Here is a 25,501-nt window from a genome sequence, read left to right as displayed (position 1 = left end):
CTCCATGTCGCAGCCGGCAGCTGTCGGGTTGAGAAAGCTAGGTCGGTGGAGGCCCGCGCCCGGTATCGGTGCCGGCGAGGCCGGCTTCGGCGTCCGCGGCGGCAAGGGCCGGGTCGCGCCTGGACGGCGGGCCGAAGCCGCCGCCGCCGGCGGTCTCGATGATCAGCCTGTCGCCGCGCTGTAGCGGCACGTTGCCCTTCGAGACGAGCGGCAGGGCTTCTCCATCGCGCTCCACGGTGAAGCGCGACGGCGCGCCGGGCTCGCCGCCGTGCAGGCCCCAGGGCCGGATTCGGAAGCGGTCGGAGTAGCTGTTGAAGGTGACGCCGTCGTCGAGGATGCGGTAGACGCGCCGCGCGCCCAGGCCGCCGCGGTGGGCGCCCGCCCCGGCCGAGCCGCGGCGCAGCGCATATTCCTCAACCCGCATGAACGGGTAGTCGGCCTCCAGCGACTCGACCGGCACGTTGGAGCAATTGCCCACGTAGCCGTCGACCACGTCGGCCCCATCCGCTTGCGCCGAGGCGCCCCAGCCGCCGCCCACCACCTCCATGTAGACGCGGTAGCGGTCGCGACCCATGTGCCCCATGCCGACGGCGTTGGTGGTGTCGTGGCCGGAGGCGAGCACCCGCTCGGGCACGACGTCGGCCATGGCCAGCATGATGGCGTTGTAGACGCGGTGGCAGGCGTTGTTGCGGGCACGCACCGCGACCGGCTGGCTCGGGTTGAGGAACGAGCCGTGCGGCACGTGGACATGCCGGATCGGCCGATAGAGGCCGTCGTTCACCGGGATGCGGCCGCCGCCGAGCAGGATGGCGAAGGCGCCGTAGGCGGCCGACACCGTCGAGGCCAGCGGCGAGTTGATCATGCCCTTGGTCTGCGGCGCGCTGCCGGCGAAGTCGATCTCGGCGGTGTCGCCGCTGATGGTGATCCTCACCGCGACGCGCAGCGGCTCGTCGGTGAAGCCGTTGTCGTCGACGAAATCCTCGGCCTCGTAGACGCCGTCCGGGATCTCCTTGAGCGCCTCTCGCGCCAGCCGCTCGGAATAGTCCTGCAGCTCGGCTGCGGCCGCGAGCACCGTCTCCTCGCCGAAGCGGTCCAGCATTTCGATGAAGCGGCGCTCGCCGGTGCGGTTGGCCGCGAGCTGGGCGTAGATGTCGCCCATCACCTGATCCGGCGGCCGCACGTTGATGCGGATGAACTGCTCCAAGAGGCCGTCGCCCAGGTCCCGCTCGACGTCGAAGCGGACCGGCGGGATGCGCAGGCCCTCGGAGAAGACGTCGGTGGCGCCCGCATTCGGCCCGGCGGCCCCGCCGCCGACGTCGATGTGGTGGCCGAGCGAGGCGCTGAAGGCGACGAGGCGGCCCTGGTAGAACACCGGCGTGAACAGCACGATGTCGTTGAGGTGCTGGGCACCGCTATAGGGGTCGTTGGTGATCAGGCCCTCGTTGGGGCGGATCGTCGTGAGGTCGTAGCGCCTGGCAAAGGCCTCGAAGACCTTGCCGAACGAGTTCATGTGGATCGGGCAGAACTGCGCCTGGGCGATGATGCGGCCGTCGCGGTCGAGGAACGAGGTCGAGCAGTCGCGCGCCTCGCGGATGATGGTCGAATAGGCCGAGCGGACGAGCTTCTCGCCCATCTCCTGAGCCATGCCGTGCAGGCCATGGCTGATGATGTTGAAGGTCGCGGGATTGAGGCCTCTGGTGCTGCTCATGGCCGTGTCTCCGGCGACAGGATGAGGGCGCCGGTGCGGTCTACCGTGGCCGTCCAGCCCGGCGGCACCAGCGTCGTCGCCGTCGGCTCCTCGACGATGGCGGCGCCGCGCAGCACGTAGCCGGGCAGCAGCGAGGCCCGCCAGGCAAACCGGCACGGCAGGGCCGCGCCGCGGAAGGTGATGGTGCCCTCCTCGATCTCGGGCTCCACGTCGGCGGCCGGTCCACGCGTCAGCTCGTCGAGGGTGGCACGGTCGGCGGGTATCTGTGCGACCAGCCGCAGGGTCACGATCTCCACCGGATCGCGCGAGACCGCCCCGTAGCGGGCGCGGTGCGTCTCCTGGAACAACGCCTCCAGATAGGGCCTCCCCTCCCCGGCAAGCCGTCCCGCGTCCACGTCGGCCAGCAGCTCGAAGCCCTGGCCCTGGTAGCGCATCTCGACGGCGTGCTCGAAGACGATGGCGGCGGCCGGGCGGCCGAAGGCGCTGAACTCGGCCGCCGCGCGCTCGCGCAGCCGCTGGAACGCCGCCAGCACGCGCGGCCCGACCTCGTCGTCCACGGGCAAGAAGCTGGTCTCGCGGTAGATGCGCTTCAGGTCGGCGACCAGGAGGCCCAACGCCGAGAACAGGCCGGGGTTGGGCGGGATGACGACACGCTCGATCTTGAGGTCCTCGGCCGCCAGCGCGCTGATCATCGGCCCCATGCCGCCGTAGCCGTAGAGTGCGTAGTCCTTGGGGTCGTGCCCGCGCTGCACCGACACCAGCCGGATGCCCTGACCGATATGCGCGGCAGCGATCTCGACCATCGCCTGTGCCGACGCGGCCGCCGCCGAGCCGAGTGTGGCCAGGGCCGCGCGCGCCAGCTCGGGCTGCAAGGTCATGCGCCCGCCGAGGAAGCGGTGCGGCCGGATCCAGCCGAGCTCGACGAGCGCGTCGGTCAGCGCCGGCACGGTGCCGCCGTGGCCGTAGCAGGAGGGCCCCGGCCGGGCGCCGGCGGAGCGCGGCCCCACCTGCAGCATGCCACCCGCGTCGATCCAGCCGAGGCTGCCGCCGCCGGCGCCGATGTTGGCGATGTCGATGCTCGGCAGGCCGACGGGTAGGCCGTCGACCTCGGTCTCCGAGGTCACGCCGGGCGCGCCGTCGCGGATCAGGCAGATGTCGGAACTGGTGCCGCCCACGTCGAGCGTGATCACGTCACGGTCGCCGATGATGCCGGCGACACGCACCGCGCCGATGACGCCGGCCGCCGGCCCCGAGTTGAGCATGTCGACGCCGCGGTCGTGCGCGCCGGCGCTGGGCAACACGCCACCGGACGATTGCATGACGAACAGGTCACTGCCCGGCGCCCGCTCGCTCAGATAGGTCTCGAGATGCCCGAGGTAGCGGCCGACGAGCGGGACCAGATAGGCCGCCATGGCCGTCGTCGAGGCACGCTCGTACTCGCGGAACGTCGGCAGCACCTCCGACGACAGCACCACCGGCAGGTCGGGGTAGCGCTCCGCCACGAGCGCGCGGATGCGCCGCTCGTGCGTGCCATCGCGATAGGAATGGAGCAGGCACACGGCCAACGCCTCCGGCTGCTCGCGGGCCATCAGCGTGTCGAGCGTCGCCAGGAAGCCGGGCTCGTCGAGCGGCGCGACCACCTGACCGTCGGCGTCGAGCCGCTCGGCGGCCTCGATGGCGCGCGCCAGCGGCACCAGCGGCTCGGGCTTGCGACAGGCGATGGCGTAGACGTTCGGCCGCAGCTGGCGCTGGAGCGCGAGCAGATCGCGGAAACCGCGGGTGGTCACCAGCCCGGCCCGGCAGCCCTTGCGCTCGATCACGGCGTTGGTTGCCACCGTCGAGCCGTGGAACAGCTCGGTCATGCCGGCCAGGCCATCGCCGAGGGCGGACTGCAGGCCGTCGATCACGCCAATCGAGGCATCGTGCGGCGTCGACGGGACCTTGTGGCTCCTGACCTTGCCATCCTGGACCCAGATCAGGTCAGTGAAGGTGCCGCCGACCTCGACGGCCATCTTGATCATGGTGCGGCTCCGTCCGGAACGGCCCAACCGGCCACGAGCAGACGCGTCTGCTGGCGCGTCATCACGAGGAAATCATCCGGCGTCATCGAGTCCGAGCTACAGTAGATGCGGAAGTCATACATCAGCAGCGCGTAGACCATGTCGGCCGCCACGCGCAGATCGACAGGGCCGCCCAGCCGCCCGCGGGCCTCGAACTGCTTCAACAGCCGCTGCACGAAATCCTTAAATACGTTTCTGTTCTGCTCGAATCCATCATCCGGACTGGCGTGGGAGCGTGTCTCGGCAGCCAGCAACTCCCGCCACAGGGCCTTGTCCTGCGCGGTGATGACGTCGCCGATGTCGGCGTGCATCAGGCGCGCCAGCGCCTCGGCCAGATCGCCCGGCGGGTCGGCCACCACGGCCTCGTAGGCATCGACGAGGCGTTGCCTGTCCGCCCGCAGCAGCTCGATCAGGATCGCCTGCTTGGAGGGGAAGTAGTTGTAGATGGTCTTCAGCGACACGTCGGCGACGCGCGCCACATCCTCGAGCCGCGTCTGCTCGTAGCCGCGCTCGCGCAGCAGCAGCAGCGCCGCGTCGAGCATCTGTGAGCGCTGCTGGGCCTTCTTGCGCTGGCGCAGTCCGTCGTACGGCCCCGCGTGGCTGTTGCCCGGCGCGGGCGCGGTTGACAGGGCGGCTCGTCTCACCAACCGATCGTCTCCAATTTTTACACGTCACTAGACTATTTCAGTCGAAGGTAATATGCAACTGGCCGGAATAAATTTTCACCTGCGGCCGGCGTTGACGCGGCCGCAAGCGCCCCGCGGGGGCCGAGAGAGGTGCAGGGCCATGCGGGCGAAGCTCTTCATCGACGGCGCCTGGATCGATGCCCGGGCGGGCGGGCACATCGCGGTCGTCAATCCGGCCACGGAGGAGGTTCTCCACCATGTCGCGGCCGGTGAGGCGGCGGATATCGATCGGGCCGTCGCCGCGGCCGCGGGCGCCTTCGCGGCGTGGCGCGCGGTGCCCGGTCGCGAGCGGGCGGCGTTTCTCCGGCTGATCGCCCGGCGCATCGCCGAGCGGCGCGACGACCTCGCCCGGCTGGAGGTGCTCGACAACGGCAAGCCGCTGCCGGAGGCGCTCTGGGATATCGACGATGCGGCCGGCTGCTTCGACTTCTATGCCGGCCTCGCCGACGAGCTGGACGGGCGGCAGGACGAAGAGATCGCCCTGCCGGACGAGCGCTTCGTCAGCCGGGTGCGCCACGAGGCGTGCGGCGTGGCCGCCCTGATCATCCCCTGGAACTATCCGCTGCTGATGGCCGCCTGGAAGGTGGCGCCCGCGCTGGCGGCGGGCGCGACCGTGGTGCTGAAGCCCTCCGAGCTCACGCCGCTCACCGCGCTGGAGCTGGCGGCGATCGCCGAGGAGGTGGGCTTGCCGGCCGGCGTGCTGAACGTGGTGACCGGCACTGGCTCTGCGGCGGGCGCGCCGCTCGCAGCGCACCGCTCCGTGCGCAAGATCGCCTTCACCGGCAGCGTGCCGACAGGCCGAACGATCATGTCCGCCGCCGCCCAGGACATCAAGAACGTCAGCCTCGAGCTGGGCGGCAAATCGCCGATCGTAGTGTTTGCTGACGCCGACATCGACGCAGCGGTGGAATGGATCCTGTTCGGCATCTTCTGGAACCAGGGGCAGGTCTGCAGCGCCACCTCACGGCTCATCGTCGAGGAGAGCCTGGCGCCGCGCCTGCTGGCGCGCCTGGTCGAGGAGGCCGGCCGCATCCGCATCGGCGACGGGCTCGCGCCCGGCACCCTGCTCGGGCCGCTCGTCAGCGAAGGGCAGCACCAAAAGGTATCCGGCTTCGTGGCGGCCGCCGTTGCCGAAGGCGCCGAGCTCATCTGCGGCGGCGGCCGTCCGGCGGCCCTGCCCCGCGGCTATTTCTACGCCCCGACCATCCTGGCGGAACCGCCCGGCCGCTCGACCGTCGCCTGGCGCGAGGAGATCTTCGGACCGGTGCTGAGCGTGCGCACGTTCCGCACCGAAGCGGAGGCGCTCGCGCTGGCCAACGACACCGCGTTCGGCCTCGCCGCCGCGGTCATGTCCGCCGATCCGGCGCGATGCGAACGGGCGGCGCGCGGCTTCGACGCCGGCATCGTCTGGGTGAACTGCTCGCAGCCCACCTTTACGCAGGCGCCGTGGGGCGGCGTGAAGAGCAGCGGCATCGGCCGCGAGCTCGGCGAATGGGGCCTGCGCAACTACCTCGAGGTCAAGCAGGTGACGACCTACCGCTCGACCGAGCCCTGGGGCTGGTACCTTAAGCCCTGATTGCGGACCACGGGTCCCAGTTTTACCGGAGGAATGATGCGTATCATCGTGCTCGGCGGTGCGGGAGCCATGGCGTCAGGCACCGTCCGCGACCTCACGGCCTCGGCGTTGCCTGAGATGACCGAGCTCGTCGTGGCCGACACCTCGCTCGAGCGGGCCGGCCAGCTCGTTGCCGAAGTCGCCGATCGGCGCGTGCGCGCCCTCGACTTCGATGTGGCGGATGCGCGCGCGCTGCACGCGCTGCTGGCCGACGCCGACATCTGCATCAATGCCGTGCCGACCTTCGCCGGCCACCAGATGGCGATCTTCCACGCCTGCTTCGCGACGCGGACCACCTATGTCGACTACGGCGGCATGGGCGTCTACACGGTCCAGCAGAAGCGCGAGGCGGAGGCCTGGAAGGCCGCAGGCCTGACCGCGATCCTGGGATTGGGCGCCGACCCCGGCATCTCCAACATGGTCTGCAAGGCCGTCGCCGAGCGGCTCGACCGCGTGGAGCGGATCAACCTGTACTGGGCGGCGGCCCGGTTCGGGCCGGAGAGCCCGGTGCTGGTGCCGCCCTACAACGTCTCCACGCTGCTCGCCGAATACGGCCGCAGCTCCATGCAGTTCCTCGACGGTGAGCTGCGCGAGGTGCCGCCCCGCACCGGCCAGGAGCGGCTGCGCCTGCCGGAGCCCTGGGGCCTCACCGAGTTCATGTACACGCAGCACTCCGAGCCGCTGACCGTGCCGTTCGCCGCCGGCATCCGCGACAAGGGGATCCGCGAGTTCACCTGGAAGCTGCACCTGCCGCGCGCCGAGCACGAGGCCTGGGTCGGCCTGGTGAAGGCGGGCTTCGGCGATTTCGACGACGCCGTCACCGTCGACGGCGTCGCGGTGCGGCCCGGCGCCTTCCTGGAAGCGCTGATCCGCCGCCACGTGGAACGCAACAAGGGCAGCATCCCGGAGCAGGAGGGCCACGAGGTCCGCTTCGCCATCGGCCACGGCGAGCGCGACGGCCTGCGCTGCACCGTCAACCAGGGCATCGCCGTCGCGCCCCACCCGAGCTACGCCGGCTACGTCGACCCCGCGACGTCCATGGGCCTGTCCGTCGGCGTGCAGTTGCTCATGCGGCAGCCCCCCGTGCCCGGCGTATGGGGGCCCGAGGAATACTTCGCGGTGGAGCCCTTCTTCGCCGAGCTCGAGGCGCGCCACTTCAAGGTGCTGACCGACATCGCCGTGGAGCCGGCCGACGGATAGAGGAGCGGAGACGCGGTGCCGGTCGGGCTCGCTCAGCCGAGCCGCGCCAGCAGACGCCTGGCAGCGGCGACATCGACCGTGGCGGCGCCCTCGCACGACCCTGCGACCAGCGGCCGGAGCAGGGTCTGCGCCCGCTCGCCTTCGCCACGGCCGGCCAGCAGGGCGGCCAGGTTGGTCGCGGCCCGCAGCTCCCAGGCCCGGGCGCCCTGCCGGCGGCTGAGCTCCAGCGCGCGCATGAAGCACGCCTCCGCCTCGCCGGTCGTCGGGTGCGGTCCGGTCAACGCGAGCGCGCCCTCGAGGCGCAGCAACTCGGGCAGGTAGCAGAGGTCGCCACCCGCCTCGATCGACTGGATCGTCTCGGCGCTCAGGGCCGCGGCCGCGTCGAAGCGCCCGGTCGCCACGAGCGCCTGAAGCAGGGCGATGCGCAACGGCGTGGTGAGCAGTTCGTAGGGGGCTGCGTGCAGCTCCGCGAGGCTCGCCTGCAAGTCCTCCACGCCGCGCGCTGCAGCCCCGCGGCGGATCGCGAGCTCGCCCCTGAAGCCGCGCCCCACCGCCAGATAGGGCCCGAGCGAGTGCAGCTCCGCCCGCGCGAACAGGCGATCGATAAAGGCCTGCGCCCGATCGAGATCGCCGACCCAGAGCAGCACCGACACGGCCCAGACCAGCGCGATGGACTGGGTCAGCGGATGGCCGAGGGCCTGCGCCTCCTCGGTGGTCAGCAGCGCACGCGCCACCGCCTGATCCGGATAGCCGCGCAGCCAGAGCGTACGGGCCAGGATGGCACCGGCCAATATCCGGCCGTCGAAGCCGAGGTAGTTCGACGTGCTGCGGTCGGACCGCGGCTCGGACCGAACCGCCGCCTCCAGCGCCGTCTGCGCGCGGGCGAGCTCTCCGCCGAGATGGAGCGACATCCCCATCAACGCATGCGCCAATGCCGTGGACACCGGGTCCTCGAGGCTCGCAGCGATCACGGCGCAGCGCTCGGCGTAGCGCAGCGCTATCCTGAACTCGCCGACGCGCAAATGGAACATCTGCAGCGGGCCGAGAACCTGAAGCTGATCGCGCGCGTCGCCACGCGCTTCGGCAATGCCGAAGCCTCTCTGCAATGCTGCGCCCGCGGCGTCCTTCCCGCCGCGCGTGAACATCAACGCGACACCGAGCGCTGCCTGCAGGTGCATCTCCTCGCGACCGCCCCGGGTCTCCGCACCCAGCGCCTCGAGCGCCTGGCCGGCCCAGCGATGGCATTCCGTCAGCAGGGACATGGACAGAAAGACCGGAGCTGCTGCGGCCGCGACCCGGATGCCGAGCCCAATGTCGCCGGGGGGCCCGAAGCACCACTGCAGCGCCGCGCGCACGTTGGCGAGATTGGCAAGATGCAGCGCGCGCTGCGTCGCGCTCGACAGGCTCGGCCATTCGGCGCCGACCTCGTCGAGCCAGCCGAGATAGTAGCCGGCGTGGCGCGCGGCGATGCGCGGGAGCTCGGCGTCGTCCACGTTGAGCTGATGGGCATAAGCCCGCGTCGTATCGAGCAGCCGGTAGCGCATCATTGCGCCGGCCGGGCTCGTCGCCACCATCGACTTGGCGACCAGGCTGTCGATGGCGCCGAACACCATCGTCTCGTCAACCGTGGCGCTCGTCACGACGGCCAGCACCGCGTCGATCGGAAAGGGCCCGACGAACACGGCGAGCCGGCGCAGCAACAGCCGCTCGAAGGGTGACAGCAGCCCGTAGCTCCAGTCGAGGGTGGCCTGCAGCGTCTTCTGGCGCGGCGGCGCGGTCCGCTGCCCGGGCCATAACAAGGTCAGCCGTTCGTCCAGCAGCGCCGCCGTCTGCCGCAGGCCGTAGCTCACCACCCGCCCCGCCGCCAGCTCGATCGCCAGCGGCACGCCGTCGAGCTTGCGGCAGATGCCGGTCACCACCGCTGCGTCCGCGTCGTCGAGCGCGAGCGCGACACCGGCGGCGGCCGCCCGCTCCACGAACAACTGCGTTGCCGGAAACGCTTGCGCCGCAGCCGCGCCGAGGTCCGGGTCGTCCGGCGGGCACCGCAGCGGCGCCAGCTTGTGGACGTGCTCGCCTTCCACATGCAGCGCCTCGCGGCTCGTCGCCAGGATGTGGGCCTGCGGCGCGGTGGCGAAGATGCGGGACGCCACCTCCGCTGCGGCATCGATGACATGCTCGCAGGTGTCGAGGATGAGCAGGGTACGCCGCTGGGCCAGATGGGCGAGCAGCGCAGGCAAGGCGTGGTCGGGCTGCGCGGACAACCCCAGCGTCGAGGCCACGGTCGTGGCGACGAGATGAGGATCGCTCAGCGCTCCGAGATCGACGAAGTTGACGGCGCCGCCGAACGCCTCGACCAGCCCATGCCCCACAGCGACCGCGACGGTGGTCTTGCCCACGCCGCCGGTGCCGACGAGGGTGACGAAACGCGTCGCCATCAGTTGCGCGGAGAGTCCCGCCACGTCATCGGCGCGTCCCACCATTCGCGCCAGTCGGCTCGGCAGATTGGCCTGCGGATAGCGGGCTCCGACCTCCCTCTGCGCCTCGTCTCCGCCGCCGGGCCGTGAGACCGGCGCGACCAGGCAATAGCCCCGCCCGGTCAGGGTGGCGATGTAGCGTGCGCCATCCTTGCCGTCGCCCAGCGCCTTGCGCAGACGGGTCATGTGAAAGCGCAGGCTGCCCTCTTCGACGGCGACGTCCGGCCAGACCTGCGCCAGCAGCTCCTTCTTGCTGACGATCTCGTTCGGGCGGGCGGCCAAGGCGGCGAGAATATCGAAGGCGCGGGCCCCCAGCTCGACAGCCGCACCGTCTCTCAGGAGGAGCCGCGCGTTCGCCACGAAGGTGAACGGGCCGAAGGAAATGTCCGTGCCGGTGCGGTGGATCATCGGGCTCGTCGCGGTATCGCTTTGCCGGCCCCCGACCAGAGCAAGGCGCTCCCCTGCAGGCTCGCCGTTGCCGGCAAGCGCTAACACCTTCTCATAACGCATAACGGGTGCTGCGGGCGACCGCCCTCTATGTCTCGAGCCGCAGGATCCTTCGCTGCCTGGACGGGAATCGAGACCATGCGCGGACTGTCGCCTCCGCTCGCGCGACACCGCCTGCCTGCGGGAGCCGCTGCGGCAGGGTTGGCAGCCGCCATTTTCGCTTCGACCACATTCGGGAGTCGACCATGAAGACCGAAGAACGTCCATGCAGCGGTTTCGACCGCCGTGAAGTCCTGGGCGCCGCGGCAGGCGCGCTCGTTGTCGGCGCCGCGACCATGCTGCCGCCACAATCCGCGATCGCGGCAACGTCGACCGATGCCGTCCGTCCGTTCCAGGTCCACATCCCGGATGGAGAGCTGGCCGACCTCCGTCGGCGCGTTGCCGCCACCCGCTGGCCCGAGCCGGAGACCGTCAGGGACGACTCTCAGGGCGTTCGCCTCGCCACCATACAAAAACTCGCGCAATACTGGCTGGCAAGCCACGATTAGCGGCAGGTCGAGGCGCGGCTCAACGCCCTGCCGCAGTTTGTCACCGATATCGACGGCCTCACCATCCACTTCATCCATGTGCGTTCCAAGCACGACCACGCGCTGCCGATGATCGTCACGCACGGCTGGCCGGGCTCGATCATCGAGCAGATGAAGATCATCGAACCGCTGACGAACCCCACGGCCCATGGCGGCACCGAGGCGGATGCCTTCCACCTCGTCATCCCGTCGCTGCCGGGATACGGCTTTTCCGCCAAGCCGACCGAGCCGGGATGGACGCCCGTTTGGATCGCCCGCGCCTGGGCAACGCTGATGCAGCGCCTCGGCTATGCCACCTATGTCGCCCAGGGCGGCGACTGGGGGAACGCCATCTCCGAGACCATGGCCCTGCAACAGCCACCGGGGCTGCTCGCCATCCATACCAACATGGCCGCAACGGTTCCGGCCCCTGTCGCCAAGGCGCTCGCCGAGGGCGGCCCTGCGCCCGCCGGCCTCAATGCCGAGGAGCAACGCGCCTGGGATCAGCTGGACGACTTCTACAGGAAGGGCCTGGGCTATGCGATCGAGATGAACAATCGTCCGCAGACCCTCTACGGGCTGGTCGACTCCCCCGTCGGCCTCGCGGCGTGGATGCTCGACCACGACATCCGCAGCTACCGGATGATCGCCCGCGCCTTCGACGGCCAGCCGGAAGGGCTCACCCGCGACGACGTGCTCGATAACGTCACGCTCTATTGGCTGACGAACACGGCCATCTCTTCGGCGCGCCTGTATTGGGACACGGCGCAGGTCGCAAAGGGCGGCTTCTTCGACGTCCGCGGCCTCAAGATCCCGGTCGCCGTCAGCGCCTTTCCCGACGAGATCTATCAGGCGCCGCAGAGCTGGGCCGAGCAGGCCTATCCCAAGCTCATCCACTACAACCGGCCCGACAAGGGCGGCCATTTCGCCGCCTGGGAGCAGCCGGCGCTGTTTACCGCCGAGATGAGGGCCTCGTTCAGGTCCCTGCGCTGATCCGGGATGGCAGCCGAGGGAGGCCTGGCCATGAAGGAGCACCCGAAGCTGCTCTACACGGCGCGCGTCCGCACCACCGGCGGCCGCGACAAGGGGGTGTCGCGCAGCTCCGACGGACGGCTGGATCTGAGGCTCTCGCTCCCTGGCGGCCCGGGCGCCGGCGCCAATCCGGAGCAGCTCTTCGCCGCCGCCTGGTCGGCCTGCTTCGAAGACGCCATGGCGCGCGCCGCCGGGGCGATGGGCGTTCGGCTGCCGGCGGGGGTCACCGTCGATGCCGAGGTGGATCTCGCCTTGGCCGACGACGGCTGCACGCTGCGTGCCCGCCTCATCATCGCCGTGCCGGGGCTCGCGCGCGAGGTCGCGCAGGCCGTCGTCGACGCCGCCCACGCGGCCTGCCCCTACTCGAACGCCGTACGCGGCAACATTGCCGTCGCCATCACGTTGGCCTGAGGCCACGATGCGCGCCGCGGGCGTCGGCCAGGGGCAACGGATCGGGACGCAACGGCCAGGGTTCGAAGCCTGGAACATCTCCCGATCGGGCGGACTGATCGGAGCGGAGTGCTCTGGGAGCGTGCCCATCCATTCATCTGAATCAGTCGGGCGGCCCCCTTGCGCCGGCCCACGTTCGACACCCTCGCAGCACGGAGCATCACCCATGGCTCAGAACGCAACGTCCCAGCCGGTCGACGGCGCTCGACGCCGCTTCTTCGGCGCCGTCATGGCCACCGTCGCTGCCGCGCAGCTCGGCATCGCCCGGGCGCAGGCGCAAGCCGCGGATTCGGCTCCGGCGAAGCTGCCGCCCGTCACGCCAGGGAGCCATACGTCCTTCGGCGCGCTGAAGCAGATCGACGCGGGCGCTCTGAACGTCGGCTACGCCGAGGACGGCCCGGCCGACGGCCCACCGGTGCTGTTGCTGCACGGCTGGCCCTACGACATCTACGCTTATGTCGACGTCGCGCCGCTGCTGGCGTCGGCGGGGTACCGGGTCATCGTTCCGTACCTGCGCGGCTACGGCGCGACGCGCTTCCTCTCGGACGCGACGCCGCGAAACGCGCAGCAATCGGTGATCGCCATGGACATCGTCGCCCTGATGGATGCGCTGAAGATCGACAGGGCGATCATCGGCGGCTTCGACTGGGGCGCGCGGACGGCCAACATCATCGCGGCGCTGTGGCCCGAGCGCTGCCGGGCCATGGTGTCCGTGAGCGGCTATCTGATCGGCAGCCAGGAGGCTGGCCGCATGCCGCTGCCGCCCCAGGCCGAATTGCAGTGGTGGTACCAATACTACTTCGCCACCGAGCGGGGCCGCGCCGGCTATACGCAATACCGGGCCGATTTTTCGCGGCTCATCTGGCGGCTCGCATCGCCGCAGTGGCGCTTCGACGACGCCACCTTCGCCCGCACCGCGGCATCCTTCGACAATCCCGATCACGTGGCCATCGTGATCCATAACTACCGGTGGCGCCTCGGCCTGGCGGAGGGCGAGCCCAAGTACGACGCCCTGGAGGCGCGGCTGGCCGCATTCCCGGTCATCACCGTGCCCTCCATCACGCTGGAAGGCGACGCCAACGGGGCGCCGCACCCCGACCCAAGCACTTATGCCAAGAAGTTCTCGGGCCAATACGCCCACCGCCTGGTCGCGGGCGGCATCGGCCACAACCTGCCCCAGGAAGCGCCGCACGCCTTCGCCGAAGCGATCGTCGACGTCGCCACCCTCTGACCGCCGCCGAGACGGACGGAGCTTCCCGATGCGCTGTGGCGCGCCTTCGCCAGGCGCAGCGGACCTTTCTACGCTACGGTCCTGCAGCGTGCCGCGCGGCAGCCCGTCGCCGTCCCGACCCCGGCCGACCTGGCGAGGGCCTTCGACGCGTGCGTCGCCAGCATCGCCTGTCTCGGCGAGCGAGCGTTGGGCAGGCCGGACGGCGGCGCCGTTGCGGCAACCCGCTCGCTGGATGAGGGCCCTCGCCCACGGCGGCTGACGCCTGTCTCAGGCGCTCCAGACACCGGTCGCCGCAGTGGCACGGGCATAGTCGGAAAAGTCGCGAGCCGGACGTCCCAGCGCGTCCTCGACACCGTGCATGACCTGCGCATTGCGTCCGTCGAGAACGACGGTGAAGAGCTCGTCCAGCAGTGCCACCACATCCTCCGGAACGCCGGCCTGACGCAGGCCGGCAGTGAAGTCCTTGGACGTGACCTGCTCATAGCGGATCGGACGGCCGACGGCGGCGGCGATCTCCGCCGTCGCCTCGGCAAACGTGAGCGCACGCGGGCCTGTCACCTCATACAGCTTGTCCGCGTGGCGCGCGTCGGTCAGCGCCGCAACGGCCACATCGGCGATGTCGTCCGCATCGATGAAGGGCTCGGGCACGGCCCCGGCCGGCAGGACGACCGCGCCGGCCCGCACACCGTCGACCAGGTAGCCCTCGGAAAAATTCTGGTCGAACCAGCTCGCACGCACAATGGTCCAGGCGACGCCCGCGGCCTGCAATGCCGCTTCCGCACGCTGCGCCCCCGGCTCGCCGCGACCGGACAGCAGCACGACGCGTTCGAGGCCGCGCTCCCGGGCAAGACGGCCGAGCTCGGCCACGGCGTCGGCCGCGCCTTCGACGGCGAGGTCGGGCTGATAGGTGACATAGGCCTTGGACACGCCGTCCAGTGCACCGGCCCAGGTCTCGGACCTGGTCCAGTCGAACGGGATCGGCGTGGAGCGCGACACCAGCCGGGTGGCGATGCCGCGCGCGCCGAGCCGGCTGTTGACGCGCGCGCCGGTCTTACCGCTGCCACCGATGATCAGAACGGGACGCTCGGACATGGGACGGCTCCTCTCCATTAAATGCGAGATAATCTCGCATTTGTGAAAAGCGATAAACTCTCGTATTAGCGACGTCAATATCTGTTTGGAGAGGCCCATGGCGGGAAAGACGGGGAAGCGGATAGCTGCCGAGCCGAGCCCGCAGGGGCTGGCACGCCTCGTGCCGACGCAGGCGCGCAGCCGCGAGCGCTTCGAACGCATCCTCGCCTGCGCGGCGCAGGTGATGGCCGAGAAGGGCAGCGACGCCTTCCGCATGAGCGACATCGTCGAGCGCGCGGGCGTCGCCTTCGGTTCGCTCTACCAGTATTTTCCGGACAAGACGGCGCTCATCGGCACGCTGGCCGAGCGCTACAACGCCATCGGCCGCGCCTGCGTGCAGCGCGACCTGGCCGCGGTCAAAGAACCGGCGGACCTGCATCCGGCGCTCTGCCGCATCACCGACAGCTACTACCGGATGTTCCTCGACGAGCCCGTCATGCGCGACATCTGGACAGCGACCCAGGCCGACCGGGCGCTGCAGAAGCTCGACGAGGACGACGGCGCCTACCTGTCCGGTCTGCTGGCCGAGGCGCTGCGCCCGATGGCGCCGGACGCGCCCGCTCCCGTCCTTGCGACCTTTTCGCAGCTGACGATGACGCTGATCGCCGCCGCCGTCCGCCAGGCCATCACGCTGCCGCCTGCGGACGCCGAGCGCCTGCTCACGCTGTTCAAGCGCCTGCTGCCCCGCGATCTCTCGGCGCTCGGCTGAGCAGCATCGCCACCTTGGCCGCGACGAGCCTGGCGACGAAGCGCAGCGGGAACGTCGGGTAGCTCGGCACGTCGGCAGGAATGACGCTGTCCGCCGGCTTGAACTTCGTGCCGACGCGCATCTGCAGCGGCGGCACGGCGCCGCGCAGCCGCGCCCGATACACCGACAGCCAGTGGCCCCAGCCGTCCACCCTCACGAACATGCCGGTGTTGCAGCAGGTGGCGACGACCCGGCTGGTGGCGGATGCGGCGCGGATCTTGTCGTCCCGCAGGAGCTCGGCGCCCCTGGTGCAGGCGACACGGTCCTTCCGGTAGAGCACGTAGGCGGTGCCGCCGTCCGGATCGCGTAGCGGCACCGCGTTCGGCAGCGCTTCGATCCGGCGGGCGCCCTCCTGGCAATCGTCGCAGTAGCACGCCGCACACGTGATCGGCGCACCCACGACTGCGAGCTCGACGCCTCCACAGGCACATCGGGCGATCATGGCATTCCTCCGCACGTCATGAGGCCACCGTGGCCGGTCCATCCCAGTTCGTCAGTCCACGGCCGGCGGCGCTCAACGGCGCGGGCCGAGCGCCGTGAGGCGCTTTTCGAGGAAGCGGCGCTCGGCCGGCTGCCGCGCCAGGGCCAGCGCATGTGTGTAGGCCGTTCTGGCCTCGTCCGCCCGGTCGAGCCGGCGGAGCATGTCGGCGCGCGCAGCGTGGGCCAGATGGTAGGCATCCAGCCCACCCTGCGCCATGACGGCCTCGATGGCGGCGAGACCTGCTTCCGGCCCGTCGCGCATGCCGACTGCGACCGCCCGATTGAGCGCCACGACCGGCGAGGGATCGGCGCGCAGCAGAACGGCATAGAGCGCCACGATCTGCGCCCAGTCGGTGGCGGATGCGCTCGGCGCTTCGGCGTGGACAGCCACGATGGCGGCCTGCAAGGTGTAGGGCCCGAAGCGGCGCGACGTCAGTGCCCGCTCGATCAGCCCCTGCGCCTCGGCGACGGCGGCTCGGTCCCACAACGTGCGGTCCTGGTCTTCGATCAGCACCAGGTCGCCGGCCGCATCGGTGCGGGCGGCGCGGCGCGCCTCGTGCAGCAGCATCAGCGCCAACAGGCCCTGGGCCTCGGGCTCGTCCAGCAGGTGGAGCGCCAGCCGCGCCAGGCGGACGGCCTCCCGGCACAGGTCGGCGCGCACCAGCTCGGGACCGTCGGTCGCCGTGTAGCCCTCGTTGAAGATCAGGTAGATCACCCGCAGCACGCTCTCGAGCCGCCCCGGCAGGTCGGCCGCGGCGGGCACCTCGTAGGGGATGGCCTCGTCGCGGATCCGCGCCTTGGCCCGGACGATGCGCTGGGCGATGGTCGGCGCCGAGACGAGGTAGGCGCGGGCGATCTCCTCGGTGGTGAGGCCCGCGACCTCACGCAGGGTCAGCGCCGCACGCGCATCCGGCGCCAGCGCCGGGTGGCAGCAGATGAAGATCAGCCGCAACTCGTCGTCCTGCACTGTCTCTGCCATTGCTGGCTCCGTGGGCTGGTCGGCCAGGGCGGCCAGATCCGGCAGGACGCTGGCGACCCGGGCCTGCCGGCGCCAGCGGTCGATGACGCGGAAGCGGCCGGCCGACACCAGCCACGCAAAGGGGTTGGCGGGCATGCCGTGGCGCGGCCATTGTTCGGCGGCGGCCGTGAAGGCCTCGTGCAGGGCCTCCTCGGCCGCGTCGAAGCCGCCGAGCAGGCGGATCAATGTCGCCAGCACGCGCCGCGCCTGGGCGCGGTACACCGCCTCCAGGGCGTCATGCGCAGCCGCTGCGCTGCTCATAGCCGCGGACGCGGCTCGCTGAAATCCACCACCGGGCGCACTTCGATCGAGCCCATCTTGGCCAGCGGAATGCCGGCGCCGATGCGTGCGGCTTCGTTGAGGTCGCGGGCCTCGATCAGGACGAAGCCGCCGAGGACCTCCTTGGTCTCGGCGAACGGCCCGTCGGTCATCGACATCTTGCCGTCGCGCATCTTCACCGTCACCGCCTCCGACGGGAGCTTCAAGGCATGGGCCACCACCAGATGGCCGGCCGCCTTGAGCTCGTCGTCGTAGGCGCCGGAGTCGCAGCCCAATGCGGCGAACTCCTCGTCGGTCTGGCTAAAGACTTTCTGCGGATCGAAATAGACGAGGCAGACATAACGCATGGGAGGCTCCTTCCTTGGCGTATGGATGCCCCTTGTCGTCGCCCGTTGCCAGGATTCGACATGCCGCCGCAATTTTTTTGCGCCCCGTCACCCAGGCTCGACGCAATGGTGACCGCGAAAGACGTTGTCAGGGTCGTAACGTTGCTTGGCCGCCGCGAGCCGCGGATAATGGCTGCCCCAGTGGGCGCGCTGCCAGTCAGGCTCGTAGAAGTCGCTCTCCGACACGTAGGCGCCCGCCTGCGGCGCTAATTGCCGGAGCGGCGCCATCGCTCGGGCAACCGCGGCGGCATTGCGCCGCCCGGCCGCCAGGTCGGGCTCATGGCCGGGAATGCCGGGCCACGCCGGCGGCGCCACCGCCGCCGCGATGGCGAGCGCGAAGGCGTCGTTGACCGCGGGATTGGTCGCCGTCTCGCGCGTGGCGGCGAGCGCCTCGGGCGCGCCGCCCGCCAGCCCCTTGTTGGTGTGCAGCGTGACCCTCCAGTGGCCGGAGGCGGCGACGAGCGCATCGACCAGTGCGCCGCGGCTCTCCTCCTCGAGCAGACGCGCCGGCAGCCAGGCGGACTGGTAAGCCTGCAGCACCTGTCCGGCCTCGCCCAGGTTGGACGCCCAGAAGATGTCGTTCGGCGACGCACCCGGCCGATCGTCGGCCAGCACCACGCCGGGAACGGACTTGAGCAGGGCGGGATCCCAGAAGCGCTGCGCCGGGATGGCCGCGATGAACGGCTCGCCCACGATCTCATAATCCGCATGGGCGGCAAGCGCAGCGAGGAACGGCTGCCACAGCGCCCGTGCCGCGCCCTGATCGAGCCCGCGGAACACCATCGCCACGGTGAGCCGCCGGCCGGGACCGAAGCCCAGCTGCTCGCCCCAGTCCGGGTTGAACAGCGCCGCCGCATAGAATTCGACGGTGCGCGCCACCAGCGCCGCCCAGGCGGCGTCGCTCCGCGCCGTGATGACGACCTGCACGGCACCGATGGTGGCCGGCAGCGGATGGGTCGCCAGCGTGAGCCGGGTGACGATGCCGAACGTGCCGCCGCCACCGCCCCGGAGCGCAAAGAACAACTCGGGCTCGCGCCACGGGTTGACAATGCGGACCTGCCCGTCGGCGGTCACCACCTCCGCCTCCAGCAGGCTGGCCGCGCCGGTGCCGTAGGCCTTGGACAGGCTGCCGAAGCCGCCGCCGAGGACGAGGCCGGCAACGCCGACGGTGAGGCAGCCGCCGCCCTGGACGTAGCGGCCGCCCTCCACCGACACCGCGCGGTAGACGTTACCCCACAGGGCACCGGAACCGACCGAGACGGCCGGCCGTGCCGTGCCGGCCGGCGCACCGTCCGCCACGAACGCGTCGTGCCGCTCGATGGCATTCATCGCCCGCGTCCACAGCAGCAGCGCCCTTTCGGCGTTGGAGTTGCCGAAGTAGCTGTGGCCGCCGCCCTTCACCACCAGGCGCAGGCCCGCGCGACGGGCGAAGACGACCGCGGCGGCGACGTCCGCCGCCGATCGGGCCTGGACGGCGTAGGGGCTGGCCCGCGAGGTCCAGGCGTCGGTCCATCCCAGCGTCTGAGTGAGCGCCGGCTCGTCGCCCAGGTAGAACGGGTTCTTCAATCGGGCAAACAGAGCCTCCGCCCCTGCCCCGCCGTGGGCCATACACTCGGCCAGGGGCGACCCTGATCAGCCGCTCTCCCACCGCCGCGCGCAGCGGCGCCCAATCGGGCTCGCCCGCGGGCGCGGCGGCAGCGCCCTGCAACGGCGCAGCCGCGGCCAGCGCCGCGCCCGTGGCCGAATGGAGGAAGCCGCGGCGGTCGACCTCGGTCATGGTCCCTCCCGCTTGCCGGCTCATCGTAGCCGCCACGCGATCATCGCTGGATCGGGCGGCGCCTTCAACAGCGCCGGCAGGGATCAGCTTTCGTCGATGCGGACCCGAGGAACACCCGGCTCGACGACGCCGATGCGGCGGGCCGCCGGATAGCCTGCGGCGACGATACGGGTGAGCAGTGCATCGGCCTCAGTGGCGGCGCAGGCGACCAGCAGGCCACCGGAGGTCTGCGGGTCAGTCAACAGATGGCGCCGCCACACCGGCAGGTCGGGCGGCAGCGTCACCTCCGCGCCGTAGCTGTCCCAGTTGCGATGCGAGGCGCCGGTGACGAAGCCATCCTGGGCCAACCGCTCGGCCTCGGCGAACAGCGCCGGCGCACCGTCGCGGATGGCGAGCGTGACGCCCGAGCCGCGCGCCATCTCGAGGGCATGGCCGAGGAGACCGAAGCCGGTCACGTCGGTGACCGCATGCACTGCCTCCTCGCGGCCAAGCTCGGCGCCGATGCGGTTGAGCAGGGTAGTGCTGGCGATCAGCTCCGCGTAAGCCGCGGCCGACAGCGTCTCCTTCTTGAACGCGGCGGAATAGACGCCGACGCCGAGCGCCTTGGTCAAGATGAGGACGTCCCCCGGACGCGCGCCCGCGTTGCGGCGCACCTCGCCGGGCCGGCAGGTGCCGATGACGGCCAGGCCGTAGATCGGCTCGGGCGCATCGATGGAATGGCCACCGGCCACCGGGATGCCGGCCTCGGCGCAGGCCGCCGCGCCGCCCGCCAGGATCTCGCGCACCACACCCGTCGACAGCCGGCCGAGCGGCATGCCGAGAATGGCCAGCGCGAAGATCGGCCGCCCGCCCATGGCATAGACGTCGGAGATGGCGTTGGTGGCGGCGATCCGTCCGAAGTCGCGCGGGTCGTCGACCACCGGCATGAAGAAATCCGTGGTGGCGATGACACAATGCTCGTCGTCGAGCTGCCAGACGGCCGCATCATCGCTCGTTTCGGTGCCGACGAGCAGCTGGCGGAACGGCGCGGCTGCGGGCTGCCCGGCGAGCAGCTCCTGCAGAACGGCCGGCGCCAGCTTGCAGCCGCAGCCGCCGCCGTGGGCGAGGCTCGTCAGCCGGATTGGGGTATCATCGACCGCGTCGGCAGGGGATGGCAGAGCCATGGAGCGATACCTCCTTTTTCGGCGCCGGCAGCCGCGCGTCGAGGCTACCGCAGGTTGCCAGTCTGGAGCCTCGGGGGGCGACCGACAAGAGCCGCCGCGGGCCCGGACGCAAGCTCGATATTCCCGATAAGTTATTTTCAAAACACACGTATTTATACTTTTGGCGATCCCCCGCCTGTTTGACATCAGAACGGTTCAAAAATAGCATCGCCGCATGCGGTACCCCCATGCCTTGCACGGTCGGGGTGGCTATCTGGGAGACGCCAGATGAATATGGAGCTCTCGCGCCGCGCGTTCTTGCGTACGGCAGGCGCGGGTGTCGCCGGCACAGCGCTTGGGGCGTTCGGCTTCGGCGACGTCGAGGCCGCCTACGCGGCGGCCATCAGGCCCTTCAAGCTCGTCAACACCACGGAGACCCGCAACACCTGCACCTATTGCTCGGTGGCCTGCGGCATCATCCTGTACTCGAAGGGCGACCTCAAGAAGGGCGAGACGGCCGAGATCACCGCCATCGAGGGCGACTCGGACCACCCCACCAATCGCGGCACGCTCTGCCCCAAGGGCGCGGCGCTGCTCAGCATCGTGAAATCCGAGACGCGCCTGAAATACCCGATGCGCCGCAAGCCGGGCTCCGACCGCTTCGAGCGCATCACGTGGGACGAGGCGCTCGACAAGGTGGCTCGGGTCCTGAAGGACGACCGGGACAAGAACTTCATCGCCAAGAACGACGCCGGCGTGACCGTCAATCGGTGGATCACGAGCGGCATCCTCGCAGCTTCGGCCACCACCAACGAGACCGCCTTCGCCACCTACAAAGTGATGCGAAGTACCGGGATGTTGGCCTTCGACAACCAGGCGAGGGTCTGACACGGCCCAACGGTGGCGAGTCTCGCCCCAACTTTCGGCCGCGGCGCAATGACCAATTCGTGGACCGACATTCGGAACACGGATCTCGTCGTGATCATGGGCGGCAATGCCGCCGAGGCGCATCCGTGCGGCTTCAAGTGGGTTACCGAAGCCAAGGCCAACCGCGGCGCCAAGCTCATCGTCGTCGACCCGCGCTTCAACCGCTCGGCGTCGGTCGCGGACCTTTATGCGCCGATCCGGCAAGGCACCGACATCGCTTTCCTGCTCGGCCTCATCAACTACTGCATGCAGAACGGCAAGGTGCAGTGGGAGTATGTGAAGACCTTCACCAACGCGAGCTTCATCGTGAAGGAGGGCTTCACCTATCAGGACGGGCTGTTCACCGGCTACGACGCGCAGAAGCGCGACTACGACCGCTCCAGCTGGGACTACGAGATCGGCCCAGACGGCTACGCGGTGGTCGACGACACGCTCCAGCATCCCCGCTGCGTGTGGAACCTGCTGAAGCAGCACGTCGCCGTCTATACGCCCGAGCTGGTGGAGCGCATCTGCGGCACGCCCAAGGACAAGTACCTGACGGTGGCGCAGATGATCGGCGCGTGCTCATCGCCCTCCAAGGCGATGACCTCGATGTATGCGCTGGGCTGGACCCAGCATTCCAAGGGCTCGCAGAACATCCGCACCATGGCGATGCTGCAGCTCATCCTGGGCAACATCGGCGTGCGCGGGGGCGGCATGAATGCGCTCCGCGGCCACTCCAACATCCAGGGATTGACCGACGTCGGGCTGCTGTCGAACTCGCTGCCCGGCTACATGAACCTGGCCACCGATCGGGAGCCTGACCTCGCCGCCTACATGTCGACCCGCGGCTTCAAGCCGCTCAGGCCGAACCAGACCAGCTATTGGCAGAACTACCGCAAGTTCCTGGTGAGCTTCCTCAAGTCCATGTGGGGGCCGGCCGCGACGCCAGAGAACGATTTCGCCTTCGACTGGCTGCCGAAGCTCGACGTCCCCAACTACGACATCCTGCGGGCGTTCGAGCTCATGAAGCAGGGCAAGATGACCGCCTATCTCTGCCAGGGCTTCAACCCGCTGCAAGCCTTCCCCAACAAGGCCAAGCTGGTCGAAGGGCTGTCGAAGCTCAAGCTGCTCGTGGTCATGGACCCGCTGGAGACGGAGACGGCGCGCTTCTGGGAGAACCACGGCGTTTACAACGACGTCGACACCGCCTCGATCCAGACCGAGGTGATCCAGCTGCCCACCACCTGCTTCGCGGAGGACGAGGGAGCGCTGGTGAACTCGGGCCGCTGGCTCCAGTGGCACTGGGCCGGCGGCACGCCGCCGGGCGAAGCCAAGCCCGATACGTGGATCATGGCGCAGATCCACCTGCGCCTGAAGGCGCTCTACCGCAAGGAAGGCGGCGCCTTCCCCGACCCGATCCTCAACCTGCACTGGCCCTACAAGGACCCGAGCCTGCCGACGCCGGAGGAGCTGACCAAGGAGATGAACGGCTACGTGGTGGCGGACGTGCCTGACCCGGCCGATCCGGCCAAGAAGCTGCTCGAGGCCGGCAAGCAGATCTCGAGCTTCGCCCAGCTGCGCGACGACGGCACCACCGCCGGCGGCTGCTGGATCTTCGCCGGCTCCTTCACCGAGGCCGGCAACATGATGGCGCGGCGCGACAATTCCGACCCCGGCGATACCGGTGCCTACCCCAACTGGACCTTCGCCTGGCCGGCCAACCGCCGCATCCTCTACAACCGCGCCTCCGCCGACATCGACGGCAAGCCGTGGGATCCCTCGCGCAAGCTGCTCGAGTGGGACGGCCAGAAGTGGACGGGCTACGACGTGCCCGACATCGCCCCGAACGCCAAGCCGCAGGATGTCGGCCCCTTCATCATGAACGCGGAGGGCGTGGGGCGCCTGTTCGCCCGCGGCATGATGCGGGACGGGCCGTTCCCGGTGCATTACGAGCCGTTCGAGAGCCCGGTCGCCAACGTCGTCGCGCCCAAGGTGCGCGGCAATCCGGTGGCAAGGGTGTTCGCCGACGACTTCGCGCAGTTCGCCGACATCGCCTCGCCGGAATTCCCCTACGCGGCGACCACCTACCGGCTGACCGAGCACTTCCACTACTGGACCAAGAACAATCACGTGAACGCGGTGCTGCAACCGGAGTTCTTCGTCGAGATCTCGGAGGAGCTGGCGCAGGAGAAGGGTGTCACCAAGGGCGGCTGGGTGCGCGTGTGGTCGAAGCGCGGCTCGGTGTTCGCCAAGGCGGTGGTCACCAAGCGGATCAAGCCGCTGATCTGCGACGGCAAGACCGTCCACATCGTCGGCATTCCGATCCACTGGGGCTTCGTCGGCGCGGCCAAGAAGGGCTTTCCCGCCAACGTGCTGACCCCCTTCGTGGGCGACGCCAACATCGAGACACCCGAGTTCAAGGCCTTCGTCGTCAATCTCGAAGCCTCGACCGGGCCGGCGTCGGTGTAGGGAGGGCCAGGCCGATGTTTCCCCCGATCCCGAACCCGCCCGTCGCCTCCACCCCGCCGAAGTTCGGCGACAAGGACCTGATCCGTCGCTCCGCCTCGACAGTGACGCCGCCCGCCACACGGCAGACGGAGGTCGCCAAGCTCATCGACGTCTCCAAGTGCATCGGCTGCAAGGCCTGCCAGGCCGCCTGCATCGAGTGGAACGACACGCACCAGGCCATCGGCGTGAACGTCGGCGTCTACGACAACCCGGCGGACCTGACGCCGGACATGTTCACACTGATGCGCTTCACCGAGTGGGAGAACCCGCAGACCAAGAACCTCGAATGGCTGATCCGCAAGGACGGCTGCATGCATTGCGAAGATCCGGGCTGCCTCAAGGCCTGCCCGGCACCGGGCGCCATCGTGCAGTATTCGAACGGTATCGTCGACTTCGTGCACGAGAACTGCATCGGCTGCGGTTATTGCGTGAAGGGCTGCCCGTTCGACATCCCGCGCATTTCGAACGTCGATCACAAAGCCTACAAGTGCACACTGTGCTCCGACCGCGTCGCCGTGGGCCAGGGGCCGGCCTGCCAGAAGGCCTGCCCCACCCAGGCCATCGTGTTCGGTACCAAGGACGAGATGAAGCAGTGGGCCGACTTCCGCATCAAGGACCTGAAGTCCCGCGGCTTCGACAACGCCGGCCTCTATGATCCGCCCGGCGTCGGCGGCACGCACGTCATGTACGTGCTGCACCATGCGGACAAGCCGGAGATCTACGCCGGGCTGCCCCGGAACCCGACCATCAGCCCGCTCGTTGAGCTGTGGAAGGGCGTGAGCAAGTATGTGGGCCTCGGCGTCATGGGCCTGGCCGCTGCGGCCGCGGTGGTGCACCACCTCGTCGCCGGCGCCAATCGCGTCTCGCCGGAGGATGAGGCCAACGCCGAGAAACTGACGGAGGGCAGACGGTCATGACCCCCGACGGCGGCGACCCGGCCTACGACGTCGAGCCCGGCGACGACGTCCACCCCGGCAAGCCGGTGACGGTCGACCGCTACACCGTCGGGGCGCGGATCAACCACTGGATCACCGCCGTTTCGCTGGTGCTGCTCGCCCTGTCCGGCCTGTCGTTGTTCCATCCAAGCCTGTTCTTCCTCACCGCGCTGTTCGGCGGCGGCCAGTGGACGCGCGCCATCCACCCGTGGATCGGCGTCGTCCTGTTCGTCTCCTTCGCCGGCTTGTTCATCCGCTTCTGGAAGGCCAATCTCTGGAAGAGCGAGGACAATACGTGGCTGCGCCGTATCCGGGACGTATTGGCGGGGGACGAAGAGAAGCTGCCCGAGCTCGGCAAGTACAATGCCGGCCAGAAATTTGTCTTCTGGGGCATGTCGGCGCTGATCATCACCCTGATCGGCAGCGGCATCGTCGTCTGGGACGAGTATTTCTTCGCTTTCACCAGCATCGAGCAGAAGCGGGTCGCCATCCTCGTCCATGCCCTGGCGGCGGTGGTGATCATCTGCGTGTGGATCATCCACGTCTATGCGGCGATCTGGGTCCGCGGCACCATCGGCGCCATGACCAAGGGCCGGGTGACCGGCGGCTGGGCCTGGCGGCACCACCGCAAGTGGCTGCGCGAGCTGGTCAGCAAGAGGCTGGTCGGCAAGACCTCCGCTTCCTAGGTTGTGCAAGGCGTGTGCATCACGTGGCCCGGC

Annotated in this window: 18 protein-coding genes and 1 pseudogene; 9 read left to right on the top strand and 10 right to left on the bottom strand. The window is 69.7% G+C overall.

The window, feature by feature from the left end:
- Positions 1-37: 37 nt before the first annotated feature.
- Genes ACZ5PO_RS22505 through ACZ5PO_RS22495 form a run of 3 tightly spaced genes read right to left on the bottom strand, consistent with a single transcriptional unit; the run spans position 38 to position 4,412 of the window.
- Positions 38-1,708: a hydantoinase B/oxoprolinase family protein gene (locus ACZ5PO_RS22505; protein ID WP_464184033.1), complete on the bottom strand. Its 1,671-nt coding sequence runs from the start codon at positions 1,706-1,708 to the stop codon at positions 38-40.
- A complete protein-coding gene (locus ACZ5PO_RS22500) occupies positions 1,705-3,729 on the bottom strand; it encodes a hydantoinase/oxoprolinase family protein (protein WP_464184032.1) in 2,025 nt (674 codons plus the stop codon). Before ACZ5PO_RS22500 ends, ACZ5PO_RS22505 begins: the two co-directional genes overlap by 4 nt.
- A complete protein-coding gene (locus ACZ5PO_RS22495) occupies positions 3,726-4,412 on the bottom strand; it encodes a TetR/AcrR family transcriptional regulator (protein ID WP_464184031.1) in 687 nt (228 codons plus the stop codon). The genes ACZ5PO_RS22500 and ACZ5PO_RS22495 overlap by 4 nt, the downstream gene beginning before the upstream one ends.
- A 142-nt stretch (positions 4,413-4,554) precedes the next feature.
- Between ACZ5PO_RS22495 and ACZ5PO_RS22490 the strand changes: the two genes are divergently transcribed.
- The gene (locus tag ACZ5PO_RS22490; protein ID WP_464184030.1) at positions 4,555-6,030 is read left to right on the top strand and encodes an aldehyde dehydrogenase family protein; all 1,476 of its coding nucleotides are present in this window, start codon (positions 4,555-4,557) and stop codon (positions 6,028-6,030) included.
- 36 nt (positions 6,031-6,066) lie between these two features.
- Positions 6,067-7,269, top strand: coding sequence for a saccharopine dehydrogenase family protein (locus ACZ5PO_RS22485; protein ID WP_464184029.1), 1,203 nt, complete (start codon positions 6,067-6,069; stop codon positions 7,267-7,269).
- A 32-nt stretch (positions 7,270-7,301) separates the two neighbouring features.
- On the opposite strand, the gene ACZ5PO_RS22480 is transcribed toward ACZ5PO_RS22485, so the two are convergent.
- Complete coding sequence (locus tag ACZ5PO_RS22480) at positions 7,302-10,151, bottom strand: ATP-binding protein (protein ID WP_464184028.1); 2,850 nt, start codon at positions 10,149-10,151, stop codon at positions 7,302-7,304.
- 284 nt (positions 10,152-10,435) lie between these two features.
- On the opposite strand from ACZ5PO_RS22480, the pseudogene ACZ5PO_RS22475 reads away from it, so the two are divergent.
- The 3 genes and pseudogenes from ACZ5PO_RS22475 (at position 10,436) to ACZ5PO_RS22465 (ending at position 13,469) form a co-directional block, all read left to right on the top strand.
- Positions 10,436-11,749: pseudogene (locus tag ACZ5PO_RS22475) on the top strand (epoxide hydrolase family protein).
- Between the two features lie 30 nt (positions 11,750-11,779).
- Positions 11,780-12,199: an Ohr family peroxiredoxin gene (locus ACZ5PO_RS22470; RefSeq protein ID WP_464184027.1), complete on the top strand. Its 420-nt coding sequence runs from the start codon at positions 11,780-11,782 to the stop codon at positions 12,197-12,199.
- A 205-nt stretch (positions 12,200-12,404) separates the two neighbouring features.
- The gene (locus ACZ5PO_RS22465) at positions 12,405-13,469 is read left to right on the top strand and encodes an alpha/beta fold hydrolase (RefSeq protein ID WP_464184025.1); all 1,065 of its coding nucleotides are present in this window, start codon (positions 12,405-12,407) and stop codon (positions 13,467-13,469) included.
- A 267-nt stretch (positions 13,470-13,736) separates the two neighbouring features.
- Here ACZ5PO_RS22465 and ACZ5PO_RS22460 read toward each other — a convergent pair whose 3' ends face one another.
- Positions 13,737-14,561, bottom strand: a complete 825-nt coding sequence (locus ACZ5PO_RS22460) for an NmrA family NAD(P)-binding protein (RefSeq protein WP_464184024.1) — start codon at positions 14,559-14,561, stop codon at positions 13,737-13,739.
- Positions 14,562-14,658: 97 nt separating this feature from the next.
- Between ACZ5PO_RS22460 and ACZ5PO_RS22455 the strand changes: the two genes are divergently transcribed.
- Positions 14,659-15,309 (top strand): TetR/AcrR family transcriptional regulator, encoded by a 651-nt coding sequence (locus ACZ5PO_RS22455; protein WP_464184023.1) that lies wholly within the window; start codon positions 14,659-14,661, stop codon positions 15,307-15,309.
- Here ACZ5PO_RS22455 and ACZ5PO_RS22450 read toward each other — a convergent pair.
- The 5 genes from ACZ5PO_RS22450 to selD all read right to left on the bottom strand — a co-directional run bounded on the left by ACZ5PO_RS22450 (position 15,269) and on the right by selD (position 20,451).
- Positions 15,269-15,790 (bottom strand): GFA family protein, encoded by a 522-nt coding sequence (locus tag ACZ5PO_RS22450; RefSeq protein WP_464184021.1) that lies wholly within the window; start codon positions 15,788-15,790, stop codon positions 15,269-15,271. The genes ACZ5PO_RS22455 and ACZ5PO_RS22450 overlap by 41 nt on opposite strands.
- Before the next feature lie 72 nt (positions 15,791-15,862).
- Positions 15,863-17,107 carry an RNA polymerase sigma factor gene (locus tag ACZ5PO_RS22445; RefSeq protein WP_464184020.1) on the bottom strand — a complete coding sequence of 415 codons (1,245 nt, stop codon included), beginning with the start codon at positions 17,105-17,107 and terminating at the stop codon, positions 15,863-15,865.
- Positions 17,104-17,472, bottom strand: coding sequence for a YciI family protein (locus ACZ5PO_RS22440; RefSeq protein WP_464184019.1), 369 nt, complete (start codon positions 17,470-17,472; stop codon positions 17,104-17,106). Before ACZ5PO_RS22440 ends, ACZ5PO_RS22445 begins: the two co-directional genes overlap by 4 nt.
- 87 nt (positions 17,473-17,559) lie before the next feature.
- On the bottom strand, positions 17,560-19,077 hold the full coding sequence (locus ACZ5PO_RS22435) for an FAD-binding oxidoreductase (RefSeq protein ID WP_464184018.1): 1,518 nt from the start codon (positions 19,075-19,077) through the stop codon (positions 17,560-17,562).
- A gap of 294 nt (positions 19,078-19,371) precedes the next feature.
- Positions 19,372-20,451, bottom strand: coding sequence for a selenide, water dikinase SelD (gene selD / locus ACZ5PO_RS22430; RefSeq protein ID WP_464184017.1), 1,080 nt, complete (start codon positions 20,449-20,451; stop codon positions 19,372-19,374).
- Positions 20,452-20,718: 267 nt separating this feature from the next.
- Here selD and fdnG point away from each other — a divergent pair, with 267 nt between their 5' ends.
- Genes fdnG through ACZ5PO_RS22415 form a run of 3 tightly spaced genes read left to right on the top strand, consistent with a single transcriptional unit; the run spans position 20,719 to position 25,468 of the window.
- Positions 20,719-23,808, top strand: coding sequence for a formate dehydrogenase-N subunit alpha (fdnG, locus tag ACZ5PO_RS22425; RefSeq protein ID WP_464184015.1), 3,090 nt, complete (start codon positions 20,719-20,721; stop codon positions 23,806-23,808).
- A gap of 14 nt (positions 23,809-23,822) precedes the next feature.
- Complete coding sequence (fdxH, locus tag ACZ5PO_RS22420) at positions 23,823-24,764, top strand: formate dehydrogenase subunit beta (protein ID WP_464184013.1); 942 nt, start codon at positions 23,823-23,825, stop codon at positions 24,762-24,764.
- Positions 24,761-25,468, top strand: a complete 708-nt coding sequence (locus tag ACZ5PO_RS22415; RefSeq protein WP_464184011.1) for a formate dehydrogenase subunit gamma — start codon at positions 24,761-24,763, stop codon at positions 25,466-25,468. Before fdxH ends, ACZ5PO_RS22415 begins: the two co-directional genes overlap by 4 nt.
- Positions 25,469-25,501: the final 33 nt, after the last annotated feature.

Source organism: Chelatococcus sp. KU-N122 (assembly GCF_055391085.1).
This window is presented reverse-complemented; position numbering and strand designations above follow the sequence as displayed.

Coding starts and splice junctions, on each gene's coding strand:
- ACZ5PO_RS22490 (WP_464184030.1), top strand. CDS start 4,555: ATGCGGGCGAAGCTCTTCATCGACGGCGCCTGGATCGATGCCCGGGCG.
- ACZ5PO_RS22470 (WP_464184027.1), top strand. CDS start 11,780: ATGAAGGAGCACCCGAAGCTGCTCTACACGGCGCGCGTCCGCACCACC.
- ACZ5PO_RS22485 (WP_464184029.1), top strand. CDS start 6,067: ATGCGTATCATCGTGCTCGGCGGTGCGGGAGCCATGGCGTCAGGCACC.
- ACZ5PO_RS22480 (WP_464184028.1), bottom strand. CDS start 10,151: ATGATCCACCGCACCGGCACGGACATTTCCTTCGGCCCGTTCACCTTC.
- ACZ5PO_RS22505 (WP_464184033.1), bottom strand. CDS start 1,708: ATGAGCAGCACCAGAGGCCTCAATCCCGCGACCTTCAACATCATCAGC.
- selD (WP_464184017.1), bottom strand. CDS start 20,451: ATGGCTCTGCCATCCCCTGCCGACGCGGTCGATGATACCCCAATCCGG.
- ACZ5PO_RS22500 (WP_464184032.1), bottom strand. CDS start 3,729: ATGATCAAGATGGCCGTCGAGGTCGGCGGCACCTTCACTGACCTGATC.
- ACZ5PO_RS22465 (WP_464184025.1), top strand. CDS start 12,405: ATGGCTCAGAACGCAACGTCCCAGCCGGTCGACGGCGCTCGACGCCGC.
- ACZ5PO_RS22415 (WP_464184011.1), top strand. CDS start 24,761: ATGACCCCCGACGGCGGCGACCCGGCCTACGACGTCGAGCCCGGCGAC.
- fdxH (WP_464184013.1), top strand. CDS start 23,823: ATGTTTCCCCCGATCCCGAACCCGCCCGTCGCCTCCACCCCGCCGAAG.
- ACZ5PO_RS22450 (WP_464184021.1), bottom strand. CDS start 15,790: ATGATCGCCCGATGTGCCTGTGGAGGCGTCGAGCTCGCAGTCGTGGGT.
- ACZ5PO_RS22455 (WP_464184023.1), top strand. CDS start 14,659: ATGGCGGGAAAGACGGGGAAGCGGATAGCTGCCGAGCCGAGCCCGCAG.
- ACZ5PO_RS22445 (WP_464184020.1), bottom strand. CDS start 17,107: ATGAGCAGCGCAGCGGCTGCGCATGACGCCCTGGAGGCGGTGTACCGC.
- ACZ5PO_RS22440 (WP_464184019.1), bottom strand. CDS start 17,472: ATGCGTTATGTCTGCCTCGTCTATTTCGATCCGCAGAAAGTCTTTAGC.
- ACZ5PO_RS22460 (WP_464184024.1), bottom strand. CDS start 14,561: ATGTCCGAGCGTCCCGTTCTGATCATCGGTGGCAGCGGTAAGACCGGC.